Source organism: Paenibacillus sp. FSL P4-0081 (assembly GCF_000758565.1).
GTDB lineage: Bacteria > Bacillota > Bacilli > Paenibacillales > Paenibacillaceae > Paenibacillus_AQ > Paenibacillus_AQ phytohabitans.
The window spans coordinates 1824215-1846315 of the sequence record NZ_CP009280.1; the positions used below are offsets into that span (position 1 = coordinate 1824215).

The window sequence follows — 22101 nt, forward strand, 5'->3', positions numbered from 1 at the left end:
TTTGGGTCATGGTATTGTAAGATAAAAGGGTATTATTTAAAATTTAAACTATACAGCTTGATGGACGGAGAAGGAGGTTCAACTTTGATTCAGAGCAGCTCTTCAAAAATTAACGAATCCCTATTAAATGTACTCAATGTAAGGCACAGAGCGATAGCCGAGAATATAGCCAATGCAGACACCCCCAACTACAAGAAGAAAACCGTTGAGTTCCAGGAGGAACTCAGACGCGCTATCCAGAATGACACTCAGGAGGACCTGGAAATAAAGCAGACCCATCACAAACATCTGCAGATCAAGGATGCGGATGCCCCCTTAATCCCTTACCGCATGATTACGAACAACCATACGGCGATGAATAATAACGGCAATAATGTGGACATGGATATGGAGATGGCGAATCTTGCGGAAAATCAGCTAATGTACAATTACCTGGCCGATCGGGTAAGCGGTCATTATTCCAAGATAAGAACGCTCATGCAGGATCTTAAATAATTGTTACTTCAAAAAAGAGTCAGCTGCGCGAGATGCGGTTGTACTCTTTTTTTGCATTTTATATGAAAAAGACAGCAATAACGCAATAACGCATGATTCCAGCAACAGCATAAGTGGTTACCCTCCGGTAGTAGTGAAAGTGTGTTCAGAACAATAATGAAGGAGACGAATGTTACGGCAGGGAGAACGGCCGGAATGCTATGGTTAAGGAAAAATAAGGATGGTGTTTCGTTCTTGCAGTATTTCAATCTGATACCATTTTCAATTACACTAACCTGGTTTAGCTTGCTGCTCCTGATCGTGTGGACGGTAGACTTCCTGCAGGGCGGCTCCCCGGTTCAGCTTCCGGCGGGCAGCCTCAGAGAGCGTACCAAATCCATACTGGCGGATATTCTTATCTTTGCCGGAATTAACGGCTTGCTTCTGTACGTTCTTCATCCGCTGAGGAATCCCCTGCTTATTTCGCTGGCTGCCGCAGGACTGCTCGTTACGTATTGTCTGACATCCGGTATGCGCAAGCAGAGTTCGCCTTACCGGCCTTGGATTCTGCTGATACATGTGCTGCTTGGCATAGGCTTCTATCTGCTGTTCGGCATGCTGCTGATGGGTAAGCTCATTGTTACCTATAACCTGAATATGACGGATCAGTTCGATATCCTCTATTTCGTCTACGGGCAGGACCGGGCAGTAGTGTATGCCCTGCTGCTGGTCATGGTTACACTCTATTTCATAATCGGCAAACTGCTGATGCGGCCGCTGTACAGCTGGTATGCCGCGAATTATTACCAGGCCTCCAGAATGAACATTAAGCTGACCGGGGGAGAGGTTCTAACCGGAGTGTATATGCTGCGGGATACGGATAGAAGGTTCGTGGCAGCGAGTGACAGCCTCAATCCGGGCCCGGACGATAAGCTCTACAGAATCAGCCGGGAGAAAATAGAGTACATGGAGAGAGACGGCAGTGAACGTTGACTCAATCTACTAACATAAAGTGGCCCCTGGACCGTAATGACGGCCGGGGGCCGCTTTGCTGTGGTCATATCTGTTTATAAGCGAGTGCTGGATTACAATGGAATTACAGAGCATGGAGAAAAAAAGGGAGAAAATAATTATTGATTTTATAACATTATATGGTAAAAAGACTTGACAGGCATATGCTACAATTTATTTATAGGTGATTATTATCAAATGGCCTGGGAGCCGCAGATGAACTGAAATGGCCGGGTTTCCGGTCAATACTGGAGGACTACTATTGCATCAATATATAACGATAAGCGGAGCAAGAGAAAATAACCTGAAGAATATCAGCCTTAACATTCCGCGTAATCAGTTAGTAGTGTTCACCGGAGTGAGCGGCTCGGGTAAATCAAGCCTGGCTTTTGATACGCTCTACGCCGAAGGACAGATGCGTTATGTGGAATCTTTATCATCCTACGCCCGGCAATTCCTGGGACTGATGGGCAAGCCGGATGTGGATGCCATTGACGGGCTGTCACCTGCCATCGCCATTGAACAGAAAACTACCTCGAGCAATCCGCGTTCCACCGTAGGAACGGTAACTGAGATTTATGACTATTTGCGGTTGTTATGGTCTAAGATCGGAACCCCGCATTGTCCGTCCTGCGGGCGGATCATACAGCGGCAATCCGTGGACCAGATTGTAGAACAGATTGCGGGGCTGCCGGAAGGAACCAAATATGAGGTGCTGGCGCCCATGGTCCGGAACAAAAAAGGTGCGCATCAGCATATATTCGAGCAGGCTAAGCTGGGCGGATATGTCCGTGTCCGGGTGAACGGCGTGGTCCATCATGTAACAGACCCCATTTCCCTGGACAAGAATAAAAAGCACTCCATCGAAATTGTTATCGACCGGCTGATCGTGAAAGACATGGATGTTCAGCGGCTGGCCGATTCTCTGGAGCATGCGTTTGCCCTGTCCGGGGATTTGGTGATCATTCACCAGAGTGCCAGCGGTGAAGAGGTAACGTATTCGCAGAGCTACGCCTGCCCGCATTGTGAAGTGTCTTTGCCGGAGCTATCCCCCCGCATGTTCTCTTTCAATAACCATGAAGGGGCTTGCCCGGCCTGTACAGGTCTGGGTTCACATCTGAAGGTTGATCCGGATAAAATCATGCCGGACACCAGCCGCTCCATCCAATCCGGCGGGATTATCGCGAACGGCTGGAGTAATGTGAAGACCAACTCTTTTTGCAAAATGTACTATGAGGCCTTGGGTGAAAAGTACGGCTTCGACTTCAGCACACCACTGCAGGAGCTATCATCAGAGGCCATGAACGTGCTGCTGTACGGGACTAACGGCGAGAAGCTTGAAGTGCACCATCCCGGTGATGCGCTCCGGAAATATGTCAAAGAAGCCTTCGAAGGAATCGTCAATAATCTGGAGCGGCGTTACCGGGAAACTCCATCCGAAGCGATGAAGAAGGAACTGGAGGAATACATGTCCGTTCTGCCTTGCCCCCATTGTCACGGTGACCGTCTGTCGCCTGTTGTGCTTGGTGTGAAGGTCGGCGGTAAAAGCATTGCAGAGTTCTGCCATTTACCGGTGGAGGCTGCAGCAGACTTTATTGCCGGGCTTAGCCTGACTGCGGCGAATGCGGAGATTGCCGGTACCATCCTGCAGGAGATTGATGCCCGGTTCCGGTTCCTGAATAATGTCGGACTAAATTATCTGACGCTCTCGAGAGCTGCCGGAACGTTATCAGGCGGTGAAAGCCAGCGCATTCGTCTGGCCACACAGCTGGGTTCCGGTCTTATGGGCGTCCTCTATATTCTTGACGAGCCGTCGATCGGCCTGCATCAACGGGATAATGACCGACTGCTGCTGGCTCTGAAGAAGATGCGCGACCTCGGCAATACGTTAATTGTAGTGGAGCATGATGAAGATACGATCCGCCAGGCGGACTGGATTGTCGATATAGGTCCAAATGCCGGAATACACGGCGGAGAGGTTGTGGCGCAGGGTACCCTTGAAGATATACTGGCCGAATCCCGCTCGATCACCGGCCAGTACCTGTCCCGGAGCAGACAAATATCCGTCCCGGAAGAGCGGCGGAGCGGGAACGGCAAACAGCTGACCATTACCGGAGCTGCCGCCAACAATCTGAAGGGGATTACGGTATCTATTCCGTTAGGCACGTTAACCTGTGTGACCGGGGTTTCCGGCTCAGGCAAATCCAGTCTGGTCAACGAAATCCTGTACAAGAAGCTGGCTTCTACACTTAATCGGGCTCATACGATTCCCGGGGAACATCAGAGCATCGACGGGATAGAGCATCTCGACAAAGTTATTAATATCGATCAGAAGCCGATCGGGCGTACTCCGCGTTCTAATCCTGCCACCTATACCGGGGTATTCGATAATATCCGCACCTTGTTCTCGCTGACGAATGAGGCCAAGGTTCGTGCCTACGGCCCGGGGCGGTTCTCCTTCAATATCAAGGGCGGCCGGTGTGAAGCCTGTGCGGGAGACGGACTGATCAAGGTGGAGATGCATTTTCTGCCGGACGTGTATGTGCAGTGCAGCATTTGCAAAGGACGGAGATACAGCCGGGAGACGCTTGAGGTGCATTATAAAGGTAAAAGCATCGCGGATGTGCTGGACTTGACCGCTCAGGAAGCCGTCCAATTCTTTGGCAATATTCCGGAAATCCGTAAAAAGCTTGAGGCTCTTTGCATCGTTGGCCTCGGTTATATCAAGCTGGGCCAATCCTCCACGACCTTGTCAGGCGGCGAGGCGCAGAGGGTGAAGCTGGCGGCAGAGCTGCTTAAGCCCGCTACCGGTTCCACGCTATATGTGATGGATGAGCCAACGACCGGACTGCATTTTGCCGATGTGCACCAGTTAATTGATGTCCTGCACTCCCTGACCGATGCCGGCAACACCGTAGTGGTCATTGAACATAATCTGGAGCTGATCAAGAATGCTGATTACATTATTGATCTCGGCCCGGAGGGCGGCGCGGACGGGGGAGAGATCGTCTGTACAGGAACTCCTGAAGAGGTTGCGGTGCATGAGACGAGCTATACGGGCAAATATCTGAACCAAGAGATGGGGAGAAGATGAACTTAATCCAGATGCAGGTTGAGCATAGCAAATATGGAGCGGGAACTGTCGTAGGTCAAGTGGAAGAGCGGATTATCATTGATTTCTCCGGAGATACGGGCGAGAAAAGCTTCTTGTACCCGGAGGCTTTTGAGCAGCATCTGCGCCTTCTTGATCCGGTGCTGCAGGCTCAGATCGGCAAGGAAGTGCAGCTAAAAGCTGCGCAGCGGGCAGCAGATCAGCTCGTGAGGGAACAGCAGCGGGAGGCAGAGCATGCAAGACTTGCTGAAGAGAAGCTCCGAATAAAGAATGATAAGAGCAAATCGCGGCGGAAGGCTAAAAGCGTTCTATAATAGAGACGGAACATAATTTTAATAAGTGTCGGCGGTCTTTTCCGGGGAGTTCTCTGGTGAGGGCCGCCAAGTTTTTTGTACACAATAAATACTATATACCGGAGGGTTAACCCATGTATCAATATAAAGACCGCGAATTTACCCGTGTCCATTTTGACGGGCAGGATTTGCGTTATGGTGAACTGATCAGCTGCACTTTTGAGAAATGCACGTTTATGAACACTTCTATGGAGGAGATTGATACCAGCTACTGCCGGTTCATTGAATGCGACTTCAAGGGTGTCAGCCTGAACTCTTCGATTCATAACGAGTCCGCGTTTGAGAATTGCAAGTTTAACGGCGCGAATCTCTTCGTCTCCAAATTTATCGCCTGCAAAATGACCGGCTCGGACTTCTCCGGCGCCCAGGTGGACGGCATTACCATTGACGGTGGAGACTGGTCGTACACGAATCTGCGGCATGCCAATCTGAGCAAGCAGGACCTGCGCGGAGTGCGCTTCTTCGAGGCTGACTTTACCGATACCGATCTGACGAAGGCGGATCTAAGGGACTGCAATCTGGAGCGGGTATCACTGAGCCGGGCCAAGCTTGCAGGGGCCGACCTGCGGGGAGCGAATCTACAGGGTGTTGACCTGAAGGCACTGGATGTGAAAGGCGCGCGGATGGATCTGGAGCAGGCTGCTCTGTTTATGCGTTCCTACGGGGCGAAGGTGGATTGAACCTCGAACAGCAATTTTGTGCTATTTGTGAATCAATTTTACGGTGGAAACAGACAGGAATAGCCGATACAATGATTCTGTATCCACAATAAAATACAATTCATTCACAAATGGAGGTCACATAACTTATGAATCATTGGGAATTTGCCCCTACACCGCCAATGGGCTGGAACAGCTGGGATTGCTATGGTGCTTCGGTGACGGAGGCAGAGGTACGGGGGAATGCTGAATACATGGCCCGCAACCTGAAGGAGCATGGCTGGGAATATATAGTGGTTGATATTCAGTGGTATGAGCCCGGGGCCGTGTCGGACCAGTATCGTCCTTTTGTCCGGCTGGAGACAGACGCATATTCCCGGCTGATTCCTGCGGTGAACCGTTTCCCCTCGGCAGAAGGCGGTCTTGGGTTTAAACCGCTTGCTGATTATGTACATAGTCTTGGCCTGAAGTTCGGAATTCATATTATGCGCGGTATTCCCCGTCAGGCGGTTCACGACAATACACCCATCAAGGGAACGGCGGTGACTGCACGCGATATCGCACATACCTGTTCCTTCTGCGGCTGGAATACGGATATGTATGGTGTAGATGCTTCCAAGGAAGGTGCCCAGGAATATTACAATTCTTTGTTCGAGCTGTACGCGTCATGGGATGTCGATTACATCAAGGTGGATGATATCGCAGATTCCTGGTTGCATGGCGGCCCCCATCTGGCCGAGATCGAGCTGATCCGCAAAGCCATTGACCATACCGGCCGCAGCATTGTGCTGAGCCTGTCGCCGGGACCTGCACCTGTGAAGCATGCTGACTTCTTGGAGAACCATGCGAATGTATGGAGAATGACGGATGATTTCTGGGACCGCTGGCCGCTCCTCCTGGATATGTTCGACCGCTGTTCCACTTGGGAAGGCCGGCCTAAACCCGGCTGCTGGCCGGATTGCGATATGCTGCCGCTTGGGCGTATCGGAATACGCGGTGTGCAGCATGACCGCTGGACGAACTTTACGAAGGACGAGCAAGTAACGATGATGACCTTATGGACCCTCTTCCGTTCCCCGCTCATGTTCGGCGGTGAGATGCGCGATAACGATGAATGGACGCTGTCTCTTCTGACGAACCAGGATGTGCTGAACATGCACCGTCACAGTTATGGCGCCCGGCAGATCAGCCGTCGCGGGGATCAGGTTGTGTGGCTAGCCGAAGGTCCTGAAGGCGAGCGGTTTGTAGCTTTGTTCAACACAGGCGAGCTACTGGCGGAAGTGTCTGTAGCTATTGCCGATCTGGGAGTGGGCAGCGGGGTTAAGGCCAAGGAGCTGTGGACCGGGAAGCAAACCGGCCTGCTTGCAGATACACTGAGTGCAGCCATTCCGCCCCATGGAGCAGCTTTGTTCCGTGTTGCCGCAGAGTAAGCGTATATAGCAAAAGGTTTCACATTACGAAGAGACGCAGCAGGATGCTGGTCTCTTTTTTTGCGTGACCGGGTTAGATAGAGAAAGTGTATAATCATATAAACATAGAATCTGCTAGGAAGGGCGGGAAGGTCACGATGGAACAAGAGATATTTAATTTCAGCTGGGTCGGCAGTAATGAGATGCATCTTGATAATCCGGTAACAGTTACATATAAGAGTACGGTGATCGGCCGTTACGGCGGGAACACGGCAGCAGGCGCTGATAAGAATGAGGATGGTGCTTACGTATTAAATGAACCAGGCGGCGGCTGGGAATTTGTCATGCTCCTGGATGCCCATAACACTGCAGAAAGCGCGGAACTACTGATCCGCACAATCGACAGTGGAGCTGGTGAAATCATAAGGCTGCTCTCGCTGCCGGTTCATCAGGCGTTTCATGCGCTGGAGGAATTTCTATTGTCTATTTTTAAGTCGGAGGATTTCATAAGGAAGTGCAGGCAGGTTACAGGGGAGACCGCGTGTCTGATTAGCGTGCGTATGGAGAATTACATCTGGTGGTTCTCTGTAGGAGATAATTCGCTATTCCTGCTTCATCCGGATCTGGCCGACCGCGGGCAATATGCTTTGAACCAGCGCAATTACTATGAATGGATCGGATTCGTGAACACCTTCGACCAGCCGGTTGCCTGCTACTCTTCAGGAATCCGTGAGCTGCGGCAGGGCCACAACGTAATCGTGATGACTACGGACGGTCTGTTGGAGGTGGGAGCAAGAGTACTTGAGGACCCGCGCAGGCTTTATGTTGCTTTTGCAGGGGAAGAGGAGCTGGAGAAGTGTGTACAAGATGTATTGGCAGATGTGCATCAGCAGTTAGGCCGGGACAGCGCCACAGTTGTTGCCTGGAGTTATGATAATGGCAGGAAGGGTGCGATGCCTAGTGATTAGCTATAAATGATGAAGGTGAATTTTATACTGAGAAGGTGATTATTATGAAGATTACTATGAGAGCAATTAGAGACTTCTGCGGGACTGACTTTTATAACCGGGGGAAGTCTTATTATGAACAGGGGTGTGTCCGCAGCCTTACCTTTTACCCGGACGATAGCAGCTATGAAGCACAGGTGAAGGGAAGGAAAGTATACGAGGTGAATATTGATATTCATGATCGTACCGACACCTTCAAAGCAGACTGTTCTTGTCCTGCCTATGAGAACTATAGCTGCTGTAAACATGTGGCGGCAACACTTATTGCTATACACATGCAGCAGATTAAGGAGCCTGCCGATACACAAGCTGCTGCTTCCAGACGAGTAAACAAGTCCAAATACAACCAGACGGAGCAGCTTATTTCTTCTTTTCAGAAATCGGTTCTTAACCGTGAGAGTGAGCCTGTGCTATTCGGTCTTGCAGAGGCGCTGCAGTTTGAGTTCACGCTTAACGTTAATGGTTACAGCAGCAGTCCGCGATTCTCCGTTGAAATGCGTGTGGGAATCAAACGCCTGTATGTAGTGTCCAAAATAAACGAGTTTCTAGAGCATCTCGAGCAGCGTAAGCCGTTATACTTCAAGAGTATATTTACCTTTGATGCTGAAAACCAGCACATTAATCCTGCGGATATGAAATTCCTTGAACTGCTGATTCTAATGAAAAACACTGAGAAAATTTATAGAAATGATCTCCCCAGCTATTATAATAACTCCTTAAAGGACGGGAAAACAATTGTCGTTACCCCGCTGGCCTGGGACAAGCTTAAACTGCTTTTTCCGGAGGTGAATGTCATTATGGGGGGACCGGGGAACCCGGGAATTCGGGCTGAGCTTGCAGAAGAGGCGCCTCCGCTTGAATTTACGATTGGACCAGGGAAGAGACAGGACTATGTTCTGTCAGCTTCAGCACTGGATCATCTGATGCTGTTTCCGGACTACTCCACTGTGATCATTAACGGGAAGATATATTCAATGCACAGTGATGTTATAAGCATGCTTTCACTATTAAAACAGCAGTTTTCGGCATCGCAGAATATTGAGATCGCTCCCGGACAAATCGAATCGGTCGTTCAGCAGGTACTGCCAGCCTTAAGAAAGCTAGGGAAAGTAAGGGTGGAGCAGGCAGTAAGCGAGCGGATTGTGGAACCGGACATGCAGGCAAAGCTGTATCTGGATTATGCGGATGGCATATTGACGTTTCGGCTGGAATTCCATTATGAGGAGATTATTATCAACCCGCTGGAAGAGAAACCTGATGACGCAGTCCGCGAGCAGAAGATCCTGATCAGGAATGTTCAGCAGGAAAATAAGATCATTGCGGTTCTGGATAATTCTCCACTCAGGCGGGAGCGGCAGCACTGGGCTTCAATAAGTGAACCGGTTCTTTATGAGGCGCTATATGAGGTTATTCCAGTGCTGGAAGACTATGCAGAACTATTGGTTACCCCGGCTGTTCAGGGACTTGTGCTGGCGCGTAAATCTTATCCCAAAGTCAAAGCGAATTTAAATGAGGGCCTGGACTGGCTGGATATCTCGTTTGAGCTGGAGGGATTGGATGAACAGGAGACGGTTCGCGTCATGCAGGCTATTGTGGAGAAAAAGAAATATGTCCGGCTTAGCAGCGGGGCCTTTCTGTCCCTTGCAGATGAAAGCTTCAGCGAATTCGGTAATGTGGCCGAGCGGCTGAATCTAAAGCGGAAAGAGCTGAAGCAATCCGTGATACGCTTGCCTTCCGTTCAGGCGCTGCAGCTTCCGGAGCGGGGGCAGGGGTTCAAGCATACGAAGTGGGGCAAGTCTCTCCGGGTATTCCTGGAGCAGCTGCGGGAACCGGACAGTATGGAGTTCGAGCTGCCGGCAGCGCTTAAGCCTGTGCTCCGTGACTATCAGGCCAGAGGCTTCCAGTGGATGAAGACGTTGTCGAAGTTCAGATTCGGCGGAATTCTGGCGGATGATATGGGACTGGGTAAAACCATTCAGAGTATCGCTTATATCTGCTCCGAACTGGCTGAGCCGGAGACTGAGGTGCAGGTGAAAGCTCCGGTGCTGATTCTCTGTCCGGCATCCTTGACCTATAACTGGGGGAATGAATTTGCCAAGTTTGCTCCAGAGGTTAAAGTGCTGGTAGCGGCAGGGCAGAAGGAGGAACGCAGCGGACTGCTGGAGAGTAAAGCCATGGAGGAAGCGGATGTAATTATTACTTCGTACCCGCTGCTCCGGAGAGATATTGACCTGTATTCCGGCACCAACTTTCATGCGCTAATCCTGGATGAAGCCCAGGCGATCAAGAATTCAGCTTCCCTAACAGCCCAGGCCGTTAAATCTATTATGGCTGGCCGGAAATTCGCCCTGACTGGAACACCGATTGAGAATTCGGTGGATGAGCTGGAAGCTATCTTCAGTACAGTATTCCCGTCGCTGTTTGCCGGACGCTCGACCTTTAAGGAGCTGCCTGCCGGACGCATCGCCAGTATCGTATCTCCCTTTATTTTGCGGCGGCTCAAAAAAGATGTGCTGGAGGAGCTGCCGGACCGCATCGATACCGTGCAGCGCACAGAACTGCTGGATGAGCAGAAGCAAGTGTATCTCGCATACTTATCCAGGCTCCGTGACGATACCGAACAGGATTTGCTAACTGAAGGCTACCAAAAGAGCCGGATGAAGATTCTGGCGGGAATCACCCGTCTGCGGCAGATCTGCTGCCACCCGTCATTGTTCATTGAAAATTATACGGGCGGCTCAGGCAAGCTTGCGCAATTGCTGGAAACCGTGCAGGAATGCCGCGATTCGGGCAAAAGAATGCTGGTGTTCTCGCAGTTCTCCAGCATGCTGGAGCTGATCCGGCAGAGCCTGGTGGATGCGGGTGTGGAGCCCTTTTATCTCGACGGCTCCACTCCGGCCAGGGAACGGGTAGAGCTGTGCAGGCGTTTCAATGAAGGCGAAGGCGAAGTATTCCTAATCTCGCTCAAAGCTGGCGGAACGGGCCTTAATTTGACCGGCGCGGACACCGTTATTTTATATGACCTGTGGTGGAATCCGGCAGTAGAAGAGCAGGCCATCGGAAGAGCGCACCGGATGGGGCAACGGAATGTGGTGCAGGTGATCAGGCTTATCACAGAAGGCTCCATCGAGGAGAAGATTCTAGAGCTGCAGCAGCGCAAAAAGGATCTCATCGAAGAAGTCATCGAAGCTGGAGAGAACAAGACCACCCGGCTGTCGGAAGAGGATATCCGTGAGCTGCTCAGAATGTAAGGGAGCCCGTACCTATTTTACCCGTACATGCACTTCTAGGCATCTACCCACATACAATAAAAGGACCATGAACCCGTAGTTCTCGCTTGCAGATCGGTTTCATTGTACATGTGCGGGAGGTGTCGCCAAGTTGCCTGGAATCATAAGCACGATTGCGCTGCTGATCAAAGAACTGACGCTGCTGGTATCTTACGTAAGGAACAATGCTTTTCCCCAGCCTCTATCGGAGCAGGATGAGAGCAAATACTTAGGGATGATGGCCGAGGGGGACGCCAAAGCACGAAATTTGCTAATTGAGCATAATCTGCGGCTCGTTGCCCATATAGTAAAAAAATTCGACAACACAGGCGAAGACATGGAGGATCTGATCTCCATCGGTACGATTGGATTGATTAAAGCAATTGAAAGCTACCGTCCGAACAAAGGCACGAAGCTGGCTACTTTTGCTGCCCGCTGTATTGAAAACGAAATCCTGATGCATCTTCGCTCGCTGAAAAAAACCCGCAAAGACGTGTCCCTGCACGATCCGATTGGGACAGACAAGGAAGGGAACGAGATTACGCTGATCGACATCCTTGGCTCAGAGGCAGATGATGTCATTAAAGAGGTGGATCTTAAGATCGAGAAGAGCAAGATATATCGGAACCTGGATATATTGGATGAACGGGAGAAGGAAGTCGTGGTGGGGCGGTTTGGGCTAGACACCGGCGGAGAAGAGCGGACGCAGCGGGAGATTGCGAAGGATCTGGGGATCTCGCGGAGTTATGTGTCGCGGATTGAGAAGAGGGCGCTGATGAAGCTGTATCATGAGTTTTATAAGGCGAAGCGGTAAGCGCAATGGGATAACTATAGGAATACTTCATAAAATTAAACGTATAGATAGCGACTTGTCTGCGGATGAGTTGCTTTTTTGTCTTTTTAAATTTGCTTTTTGAGAAAAGAAATATACTAGAGGAGCAATATAATGACATACAAAGATGTATATGATCTCCATGTTAAATTGCTGCATACATATGAAAAATACGAGAATCATCAAGGCCAATATCAGAGAGAGATCAATTATTTTTAAAGACAATTTTTCTTGACGGAAGATGTAGTGCAGCGGATTGTGTTAAATCAACTTATAAAAATACATGGAAAGAGTAGAGAACAGGTAATAAAATATTGCTCAGATAAATATTTTAACTGATGCCTAGTTTTCATTGCATTGATTATGTAGGATGCGGTAAGGATTAACTAATTTAGATATGTGGAGGATGGAAACGTGGAGATCTATGGGGAAGGTATGAGAAAAGAATTGTCGAGGATTATTGCCAAGGATTTAATCCCCAAAGAAGACTTCTCAGGAAAAAAGGAAAGTTTTCAAGAATGTCTAAAACAAGTGAACAAATAAAGTTTAATAGCAAGAAAGAATGAAGTGGAATTCTTAATTGAGATGTATGGATTAACTATATACTGGTTTTTTAGATTACGGGAGTCCGATGGGCCCCCTTTGTTACAATGTTAGTTCTCGCCATGTTGGGAAAGAGAGGACTCAGGGAGCCTAGAGAGGATGCTTATGGTTTTACCTCCTTATTTAATGGAAAAGTATGGATTTTAGTATCATAATAGAAAAACCATATTTGTCCCAAGTGACTTGGTGGCAAGCCTCTTAAAGAATGTATCCTTGCAGATCCTATAGGAATTGATAAGGAAGGCAATGAGATCACGCTGATCGATATCCTCGTTTCTGAAGCCGACGATGTGATCAAGGAAGTCGATCTAAAGATCAAAGAAGAGCAATGTTTTTTTGAAACTTCGACATTCTAGATGAGGGAGAAAAGGAAGTCGTTGTAGGACGATTTGGGTTTGATACAGGTGGTGAGAAGCGGACGCAGCGGGAGATTGCCAAGGAGTTGGGCATCAGCCGCAGTTATGTATCAAGAATTGAGAAGCGAGCGCTAATGAAGCTGTATCATGAGTTTTATAAGGCGAAGCGTTGAGACTATAAGCTGCAAGGTAGTAATAATAACAAAGAGTGCATTATAAGCGACTTATCTTCGGATAAGTTGCTTTTTTCAGGTTTAGGTGTTCATAACCATCCTATTAAGAAAATTCTATTCTAATTATTGATAAAAATATATCTGAAATTTATGCATTATTTATGCGCGTTTTCACCATATATCCATTAAAATGATAATAAATGTTATCTTTTGGAAGGGGGCATGAATTTCAGATGTGGGGAAATTCTTTACTACTTAATAGAGGGCTTGGAAAAATGGGAATTGTCAAAGGATAAGATTCCGGAATCCCTTCAAAAAGGTCATCGGTTGTTCTCAAAGGCCCTCATGGAAGAGGGGGGAATCCTCCTCCAGCTGAAATTGTAACGCTGCTTAAAATATTGCAAAAGCCTCCAAGAGAATGGGGGTTACCTGATGCAGCAAACCTTTTAGGTGATTAGCCTCTTGTCATACCCTATGTAGGACTTTCTGCATCTGCTAGAGAATTTAAACTAATTTATGAGTCTCCAGAAGAAGCACACGTTAAGGAAGTTTTGGCTATTCTTCAATATTGCCGTAATAACGCTCCTCAGTTGGACGAACAGTATCGAAAGATACGTATGTTTCTTATAAAACACTCTGTTGTAACACTCAGTGAATTTCTCTCTTTTAGCCTCACGTTGGGAGATGGTGCACTACTTAAGTCCGTTCGAAATTGTTACCAAGATTTCACCCAAGAGGCGTCACGTTATCGCAAATGTCCAAGATGTGGTTAGACACTGGAACATCGAAACCATCCATGGCGTTGTGGGATTGAAGATATTTGCGGTCAGATTGAAAGCCGTGAACAGCATCTGCAGGGTTGGAACTCTAAGGAACCTTTGTTTCGCTTACGTTTTGGGATTTACCGGTATACAATGCTTCCCAGGCTAGCCGAAGTTAGAGCTCATGATAATTTATTGCAACACGGATATAAAGTTGTGATGTTTCTTGATGTTGATCGGTTTGATTTAGAGGTTAAAATGAGTCGTTGTTCAATTTATTTAGACATGAAAGATTTTAGCAATCTTTTTTCTTTGGCTAAATTCTTTAATGAACAGATAGTTTATCAGCTCCAAAAATATAGCCAAGATGAGGTTTATGGAGAGCCGATGAGATTGCAAAAAAACTAGGAATAATAGTAAGCTTAATGCATTGAGTCAATCAAATTTAGAGTTGTTTTATAAAAAGAGAAGTACGCATGAAATGCCAGTATATATAGATTCATAGTTCGTATATGTAGTTATTTTGCTTCAATCGTTTGAGTTTTTTTAGTTCGAATTCAGTAACCTTGGTGATATTTTTATGCTTTATGCATACTTACGATTACATTTGGATGGAGGAAAAATAATGGAAAGAATGTCGGAAAGATTATTAGCTGAAAATCCTCGGGAAATGATAAGACTGAGATTAAATAGATTGCGGAGTGTAAAACTTAACGAAGCCATTTTAAAAGAGAAAAACGATAAGCTTGATATACCACTGGATGATTCAATTATCAATAAAAAGGCAATCGGATTATCTTCCGCCATCGACTCAGGGCTCGGGTTTTGGAATAACGAATCTGATAGTTTGAATGCTAGAATACTTTCTCGTTATTATGCTTTGCTTCAAATGACTATTGCGGAACAAGTTAGCTCCGTAAAAAACAAAGACGGTCTTGCTGAAGTGCAAAGGCACACGGAATACGGACATGGACTCGGGAATATTCGTGATCAATCTAGCAACAATTATCTATTTGATCACTATGTATATATTTTACGTTCAGGTCATTTTTATTCTTATGTTAAACATTTGGGTTATGACTCAAAAATATTCGATTTTGAGAAAAGACCTAAAAATATCGACAGTTTGCCGGATGAGAAAAAGGCGCACTTGGTTTCCATTGTTGATTTATTTAGAAGAGTCCCTGAACTCCAGCCAGTCATTCGAGAATATACGGGATTAGAACCTTTGTCATTTCAAGTAACACTAGCCACTTTCAATTATTCACAAGAACTTCGCCAAAGAAGCCCTATTGAAGAAGCTGTGAAGACCTCGTTTTTATCAATAATTCCTGAGTCAGATGAAGTGACACTTGACTATATGCGCTCTCTCAATTTGCAGGTAGAAAACTTAACGGAAGAGAAAGACAACTTCACTAAACAGAAGTTATTTGTAGGTGAGTATAAACACCCTTCTGAAAATTATTGGTGGTATTACATGGATACGCACAAATCATCTCATTCCGGCACCTCTGTTGTTCATCCTATTTTTGGTGAATGTCGTGATCAAATCGTTATTCATTTTATGTTACTTTATTCATTAAGTATCTTGGTTCGTTATTTACCGGATTTATGGCACGAGATTATAAATGGTGAACTGGATAATATAGGTTCTTTAATTGAGTACTATTTGGCTATGTTCGACAATGTTGTACCACTAATGATGTTAGGACGAATAACTGAAAGAAAAATATATATTGATATACCAGGTGGATTTAATGGAAGAGTGTAATTGATAAAAGGTGACGAATATGATCGGGCGGAGAGCGTGATTGCGAAACGGATGTTATTACTACCCAGATCTGATACGACAGAGAATCACCAACGCATAAAGCGAAGTGGGAAGAAGACTGGATATGAGAGTTGATTTCTTAGAAGTGGCTAAACTTCTGAATGAATAAAGAGAATTAATCATCTTGTTAAGTAACAGGCACACTGACAACTCAGAAAATGACATAATGTCGTGTCTACAACCTCACCTCGGTTCGGAAACCGACGCTGTCATCAAGGAAGTAGATCTGAAGGTTGAGAAGAGAAAGATTTATTGTAAGCTCAACATTCTCGATGAACGCGAGAAGGAAGTCGTTTTTGGCCGCTTCGGCCTGAACTTAGGGGAAGCGGACACAGCGGGAGATTGCGAAAAATCTGGGGATCTCGCGGAGTTATGTTCATGAATAGAGAAAAGGGCCAGATGATATGAGTTTTATAAGCAAAGCATTAAGTTTAAAGATCACAATGCGTTATTTATTAACAATCTAGTGTAAAGGAAGCGACTTGTCTGCGGACGAGTTGCTTTTATCTTTTTTTTTTAAAATTTCTGAGAAACGGGATTCTTTAAAATAAAGATAACTCTACTACAGGAGCAATATGATGACATACAAAGGTGTATATGATCTTCATGTTCAGCTGCTGCATACATATATAAAATGTGAGAAGTATAGAGTTCATTCAGAGAGACTTTTGATTGAATTTGTGGAAGATGTAGTACAACGAATATTTGTTTTAGTTCTAGATGAAGTTCATTTCGAGTGTGCGATGAAAATTTATATCAATTTTCAATAGGACCTTCTTTGAATTTATTGTTGTTCAAAGAAGGAATATATTGGTTTTTTGTCGAAAAGATACATAACTACAACAATCTAGGTGGAGGGAATTACGTGAATATGCGTATTATTGGAAATAAATTCATAGCATTGTCTCAGTTGGGTGAAAACAGGTCATCGTTCAGTAAAGTGTATCTTGCAAAGAACATTAAGAATGATCAAGCTGTTGCTCTGAAAATCTTAACGTTTTCAAACGATGATGTGAAGCTTAATGATGTTAGTGAATTATACAAACGCGAGTCTGGAGCTTTATCGGTTATTGATCACCCCAATATAATAAAATTTGTTGATTCTGGTGTTGAAAATAATACGTTTTATATTGCAACTGAGTATTTTTCAGAATTTACACTGTCTGATTACATTTTGAGAAGCAACCCTGATTTGGGGGACGTTCTAAAAATTATTATTCAAATTGCTGAGGGCATATCTGAAGCTCATACTAAGAAGATAATTCATAGAGACCTAAAGCCTTCAAATATATTGGTTTCTCATGATGGTATCGTAAAAATAATAGATTTCGGAATTAGTAAGGTTTTGGGTATAACCTATAATCAAAAAGATACTTTAAAAGATTACATGACTGCTTCATATACTTCGCCTGAACAGTTACTTAGAAATAGTGTAGGAAATGAAAGTGATATTTTTTCATTGGGTTGCGTAATGTATTTCTGTCTATCAAGAACTGACCCATCAGAAAATAAAAGCGAATTAGGAAATGATATTCACGCACTAGACTTTTCTGAGGAAATAAAAGCTGCTTTGAAGAAAATGACAGCATATGATCCTAAAGAAAGATACCAATCTATTTATCAGGTGATTAGGGATTTAAAAAAGATCTATTTATCTGGATTTTCAATCAGCAAGAAATACCATATTAAATTATTGAGTAGTTCAATTAAGTATTTATACGAAATTGGAAATATCCCGTATCAAGGTATGGAGCATGCCCTTGCATTTTTAGAAAAAGACTTGCAAAGGAGCAGTGTATATAAGCAACATAATAACTTTATCGTCGTTGGAACAAATAATAAATATACATGTCAATTGTCTTACGATGAAACTCACTTATGCATAACAAAAATACACCATTTGGAAGATTATATTGATAGAGAAGCTGAATATAATAAGGGAATTCCATGTGAATTTAAATGGATAGTGGTTTCTGAAACTCAGTATTTTGAAAAAAGAGATGATATTAAAGAATTTTTGGATGAAGTAAATGAGGTGAAGCTTCGTAACCAAGCAAGACAGGCAATGGAAATGAAAGGTACGAAGTTAATTGAAAAGTGGGAACAATTTTTGGATGATGAGTTAAAGATGAATTTATCCAAACGTTATATAAGTTCCTACAGCGATTTTGATTACGAGGTTTCTCAGAATAAACTCATAGTTACAGTAGAAGACTTTGAACACGAAATCCAACAAGGTGATATTATCCAGCTGACAAGCAGAAAAGATAAACAAATTTCTATCGGAACATTTGAAGAATATGAAAATGATAAATTGACCATAGATTTGAATAATGATGTTAACATAGATGAGATATCGAAGGTAGGCAGACTTGGAATTGATATCGTACAGTCAGAAAGTAATTCAAAGCGACTTAGAAGAGCAATTAGGACTTTAAAGATGGGCAAATCTATAAACAAGAACTTGCTTGATATATTAAGTAATCCAGATGTTGTTGAAATGAACAGTGCAAAGTTTATTGATGCCTACACTCAGACAGGTTTAGATTCTTCTAATCAAGAGGCAGTTAAAAAGGCATTATCAACAAAAGATATTTTCTTGATACAAGGACCTCCGGGCACAGGGAAGACAACAGTTATTACTGAGATAGTATGTCAAATTCTCAAGGATGACCCAGCATCAAAAATATTACTGGCATCTCAATCCCATGTCGCTGTAGACCATGCAGTAAAAAATATTGATTATCAATTAAAGAATGACAACTCTGACAAGGTAATCATTAGAGTGGGAAGAAGTGAACGGATCTCGGAAGACTCTAAGTTGCTTTTACTGAATAATCAAATGCCTAAATGGATTGAAGCAGTGAGAGGAAGATCCACTAATTCATTAATCTCATTACTAAAATTAAAATATGAAATTACTTCATCAGAAGAGGAGCAAATAACTCAATTTATAGCTGGTAAGGCTAAAAATAACGATGTAATAAAAACAAATATACTCGATATAGGAGATCCAAGAAATAGTGCAATTAGAAAGATTTCTTCAATTGTCTTTCAGTGGCAAAAACGGCTAAAAGCCTTAGACGAATTTGATGAAATTTTCGCACAAAAAGCGTCGGTGGTTGCTTCTACCTGTGCGGGCATAGCTTCAAGGCATGTTTTAAACGAAACATGGTTTGACTGGGTAATAGTTGACGAGGCTGCGCGTGCAACTGCTCCAGAATTACTTGTACCAATAGTTAGAGGGAAAAAGATTATCTTGGTTGGAGACCATAAACAACTCCCACCAGTAGTAAATAGAAATGAGGATAGAAAAAAGCTGATTGAGGAACGGATTAGTCAAAGTGATCTTTCAAAGAGTTTATTTGAAGAACTTTTCGAAAAAATGCCTAATAATTCAAAAATAATACTTACCGCACAATTTCGAATGCATCCATCTATTGCTGAGTTGATTAATGAGTTGTTTTATCCATCTACAAAGATAATAAGTAAAAAGTCTGCTAATGAACGTAAGCATGCTTTACCATATTGGCCTAAAGCTATAGTGTGGTTAAATACTGAAAATTTAGTAAATAACAATGAACAAAGACATTTTTCTTCTAAAAGGAATGAAGTTGAAGCGAAAATTATATTACAACAGCTCGAATTGATAGAAGATGCGTATAGTAAAAAAGGTACAATTGTAAGTGTTGGTGTGATATCAGGATATGATGCACAAAAAAAATTATTGAGCAATTATATTAACCCAAGTAATACGAGGAAATGGAAATCCACGAAGATATCGATTGATAACGTAGATGCGTTTCAAGGGTCAGAGACTGATATTTCCATATATAGTCTTGTGAGATGTAATCCTGAATATAAATTGGGTTTTCTAAAGGATGCACGAAGGCTAAATGTTGCATTATCAAGGGGAAAGACATTGCTCATTATAGTTGGAAATGCAGAATTTGCAAAGAAGGCAGCTGTATTTTCGGAAAACCCTTTTGCTAATATATTAACTTATATAGCTAAAAATAAAAATGCGTGCTTGTTGGAGGATGCTAATGGCTATTGAGGATTTACTGTTAAAATCAAGTGATCTACCTGATCACAAATTAGTTGGGTATGTTGAAATAGGTGTTCCAATTTTCAAGCGAAATTTGCACTGCCTTTTGTTACAAGAAAAGAACCTACATGTAGTCGAAGAGTTTGTTTTAAGATTATCGGAACACAATCTGTCACTAAATGAAATAACGAATCTTTTAGGTTTAGATCCACAACTCGTAGAAGCTTCTTGGTATAATCTTATATCAATGGGTTTTATTGAACCGCTTGAAAAGTCAATAACAGAACAAGGCATAATTTACATACAGGATAACAAAATCGATAGTTATGACAAAACTGATATCCCAGTTGTTATTGATGGTTTAACTGGTGAGATAAAAGCTGATCGTAATTGGATATCCGCGCAAAACATACGTGAGTTAGGAATCCAAGTTGTAGATCCTTTTATTGAAACGCCTGATAAAGAAGATTTAATTAACTTTAGTGAAGTAAACAATGTTCTACATGCAATAAATAAAAATGATGATGACGACGAAAGCTCAGCTGGTAAACTCCTAGAAATACTAAAGATAAGACCAAAGAAAACTCAATATAAAAGGATATGTATTCTTCTTTATTCAGACACTAATAATAACGTAAGGATAATGGCGTATGATGGAAATGAGCATAAACAAAAATATGAGGCTTCACTTATAGGGCTTGATGAACGTGGTTTTTCTATATATAAAATAAACGAGGAGTTATATTTTAAACAATATTCTAATATTAAATATGAATCATTACTAAAAAGTGATAATGAGATAGTTGGTCCAGGGAAATTGTATTCGTATATGTATGATTTGATGGATGAAGCAAAAACCATTTTAGACATAAGTATTCCTCTTGTTGAATTGCATATCCCAACAGATAAAATGATTTCAAAGATAGTTGAATTATTAAAGAAAAAAGTAAAGATAAACTATATTGTTTCTGGAAGGCAGTTCGCAAGCGAACTGCAAAAGAAGCAGTACGAGAAACTTTTAGAGCTTAGAAATAAGTACGAGGGTTTATTTAAAATTCAAAATATCGCGGAATATACCAATAAGTGTATCCTCATAGATACAAAAAAAGGGCTTGTTTCAAAGCTAGTACAACATAGTGTAGGTTTAGCTAAAAGTAACCTTACTATGACTGAAGAAGGTTTTTTAATAGAGCAGCATTCAGAATTGCAAACTTTAAAAAACTTTTATTTTGAGGAGACAAAAGAGAACATAATTATAGAGTTGATGGATAAGAAGGAAATTGAAACTAAATTAAAGGGCATCGCAGAAATGGTTGTTAATGTTGATGATCACCTATTATCCGTTAATGGAAAGGGCTGGATTGGTGGTGGAGCAATTCCTAATTTACAGAGGTTATTAAGTATACCAGTTGCTACAACCGAAGAGAAGTTTGAAAATTTTGTGAACACGGTAATGCAATCATTAATAGAGGTGCTGAATAAGGGGAATAGGAATAGCTACTTTTTTGTTGACTTTAAAAATTACTTTCCTAAAATTCAAAGAGTTCTTCATAAAATTAGAGTATATAGAAATGCGGGACATCATTTAAAGCTAGACGATCAAGTTAAAGAAAATTATTTTTTGTTTTTAAATGAAGATTTAAATGGGGCATTGCCGATATTTGTGGAAAACGGGTATCATATTCTACAGACGAAATTAATACGTGATCTTTATGATGTACTAATTGCAGAAGTAAACAACATTCGCTCAGTGTTTAATAGTTTGTGAATGCGATATTATTATTGTTAAACATGCTCAATAAATCAGGAAAGATAAAATGGTTAGAGAATAATTTTAATCAACTTTATTATCCAACCTCAAATTATGTCTGGTGAAATAAATGAGCGGAACCAGCGACAAAACAACGAATTACTAATTTTAAATTAGTATATTTAGAGAATTTGATTTGATAAATTTAAGTTTTGCCCTGAGGTCAGATGATATAAAAATGTGAATTCACAATACGGACAGCATGAGCCGCTCTGAGATTATAAGTGCGGCTCTTTTCAATTCTAGGGTAAGATGAATCCAAAGATGGTGGAGTTAATGCCATTGCTTATAACCCGCGCTCTGTTTTTGGTGGATAATATATGATGAAAAAATTTTATCAAGGTAACCTGAAATAGTGAAGTTTAAGATACTGTAAAATGAACATTAACTGAG

Annotated in this window: 14 protein-coding genes and 2 pseudogenes; all 16 read left to right on the top strand. The window is 43.3% G+C overall.

Going from position 1 to position 22101, the window contains the following annotated elements; genetic code table 11:
- The first annotated feature begins 84 nt into the window (after window positions 1–84).
- The 16 genes and pseudogenes from flgB (at window position 85) to P40081_RS07970 (ending at window position 21666) form a co-directional block, all read left to right on the top strand.
- On the top strand, window positions 85–495 hold the full coding sequence (flgB, locus tag P40081_RS07900) for a flagellar basal body rod protein FlgB (protein ID WP_042134558.1): 411 nt from the start codon (window positions 85–87) through the stop codon (window positions 493–495).
- 195 nt (window positions 496–690) lie between these two features.
- On the top strand, window positions 691–1467 hold the full coding sequence (locus tag P40081_RS07905) for a hypothetical protein (RefSeq protein ID WP_156118558.1): 777 nt from the start codon (window positions 691–693) through the stop codon (window positions 1465–1467).
- A gap of 244 nt (window positions 1468–1711) precedes the next feature.
- Complete coding sequence (gene uvrA / locus P40081_RS07910) at window positions 1712–4579, top strand: excinuclease ABC subunit UvrA (protein WP_042134562.1); 2868 nt, start codon at window positions 1712–1714, stop codon at window positions 4577–4579.
- Window positions 4576–4911, top strand: a complete 336-nt coding sequence (locus P40081_RS07915; RefSeq protein ID WP_042134564.1) for a hypothetical protein — start codon at window positions 4576–4578, stop codon at window positions 4909–4911. Before uvrA ends, P40081_RS07915 begins: the two co-directional genes overlap by 4 nt.
- 113 nt (window positions 4912–5024) lie before the next feature.
- Window positions 5025–5630, top strand: coding sequence for a pentapeptide repeat-containing protein (locus P40081_RS07920; RefSeq protein ID WP_042134565.1), 606 nt, complete (start codon window positions 5025–5027; stop codon window positions 5628–5630).
- 128 nt (window positions 5631–5758) lie between these two features.
- Window positions 5759–7039, top strand: coding sequence for a glycoside hydrolase family 27 protein (locus P40081_RS07925; RefSeq protein WP_042134567.1), 1281 nt, complete (start codon window positions 5759–5761; stop codon window positions 7037–7039).
- Window positions 7040–7176: 137 nt separating this feature from the next.
- On the top strand, window positions 7177–7986 hold the full coding sequence (locus tag P40081_RS07930; RefSeq protein WP_081969872.1) for a PP2C family serine/threonine-protein phosphatase: 810 nt from the start codon (window positions 7177–7179) through the stop codon (window positions 7984–7986).
- A gap of 44 nt (window positions 7987–8030) precedes the next feature.
- On the top strand, window positions 8031–11276 hold the full coding sequence (locus P40081_RS07935) for a DEAD/DEAH box helicase (RefSeq protein WP_042134569.1): 3246 nt from the start codon (window positions 8031–8033) through the stop codon (window positions 11274–11276).
- A 130-nt stretch (window positions 11277–11406) separates the two neighbouring features.
- Window positions 11407–12108 (top strand): RNA polymerase sporulation sigma factor SigK, encoded by a 702-nt coding sequence (sigK, locus tag P40081_RS07940; RefSeq protein WP_038587424.1) that lies wholly within the window; start codon window positions 11407–11409, stop codon window positions 12106–12108.
- A 432-nt stretch (window positions 12109–12540) separates the two neighbouring features.
- A complete protein-coding gene (locus P40081_RS39735) occupies window positions 12541–12669 on the top strand; it encodes a hypothetical protein (protein WP_269323243.1) in 129 nt (42 codons plus the stop codon).
- A 251-nt stretch (window positions 12670–12920) separates the two neighbouring features.
- A pseudogene (locus tag P40081_RS37335) lies at window positions 12921–13258 on the top strand (sigma factor-like helix-turn-helix DNA-binding protein); the annotation flags it as partial.
- 914 nt (window positions 13259–14172) lie between these two features.
- On the top strand, window positions 14173–14427 hold the full coding sequence (locus P40081_RS40010) for a restriction endonuclease-related protein (protein ID WP_042134571.1): 255 nt from the start codon (window positions 14173–14175) through the stop codon (window positions 14425–14427).
- A 217-nt stretch (window positions 14428–14644) separates the two neighbouring features.
- The gene (locus tag P40081_RS07950) at window positions 14645–15790 is read left to right on the top strand and encodes a YaaC family protein (protein ID WP_052421716.1); all 1146 of its coding nucleotides are present in this window, start codon (window positions 14645–14647) and stop codon (window positions 15788–15790) included.
- A gap of 202 nt (window positions 15791–15992) precedes the next feature.
- Window positions 15993–16236 (top strand): annotated as a pseudogene (locus P40081_RS39255) (sigma factor-like helix-turn-helix DNA-binding protein); the annotation flags it as partial.
- 485 nt (window positions 16237–16721) lie between these two features.
- On the top strand, window positions 16722–19907 hold the full coding sequence (locus tag P40081_RS07965) for a serine/threonine-protein kinase (RefSeq protein ID WP_231575401.1): 3186 nt from the start codon (window positions 16722–16724) through the stop codon (window positions 19905–19907).
- Window positions 19897–21666, top strand: a complete 1770-nt coding sequence (locus tag P40081_RS07970) for a hypothetical protein (RefSeq protein WP_042134576.1) — start codon at window positions 19897–19899, stop codon at window positions 21664–21666. Before P40081_RS07965 ends, P40081_RS07970 begins: the two co-directional genes overlap by 11 nt.
- Window positions 21667–22101: the final 435 nt, after the last annotated feature.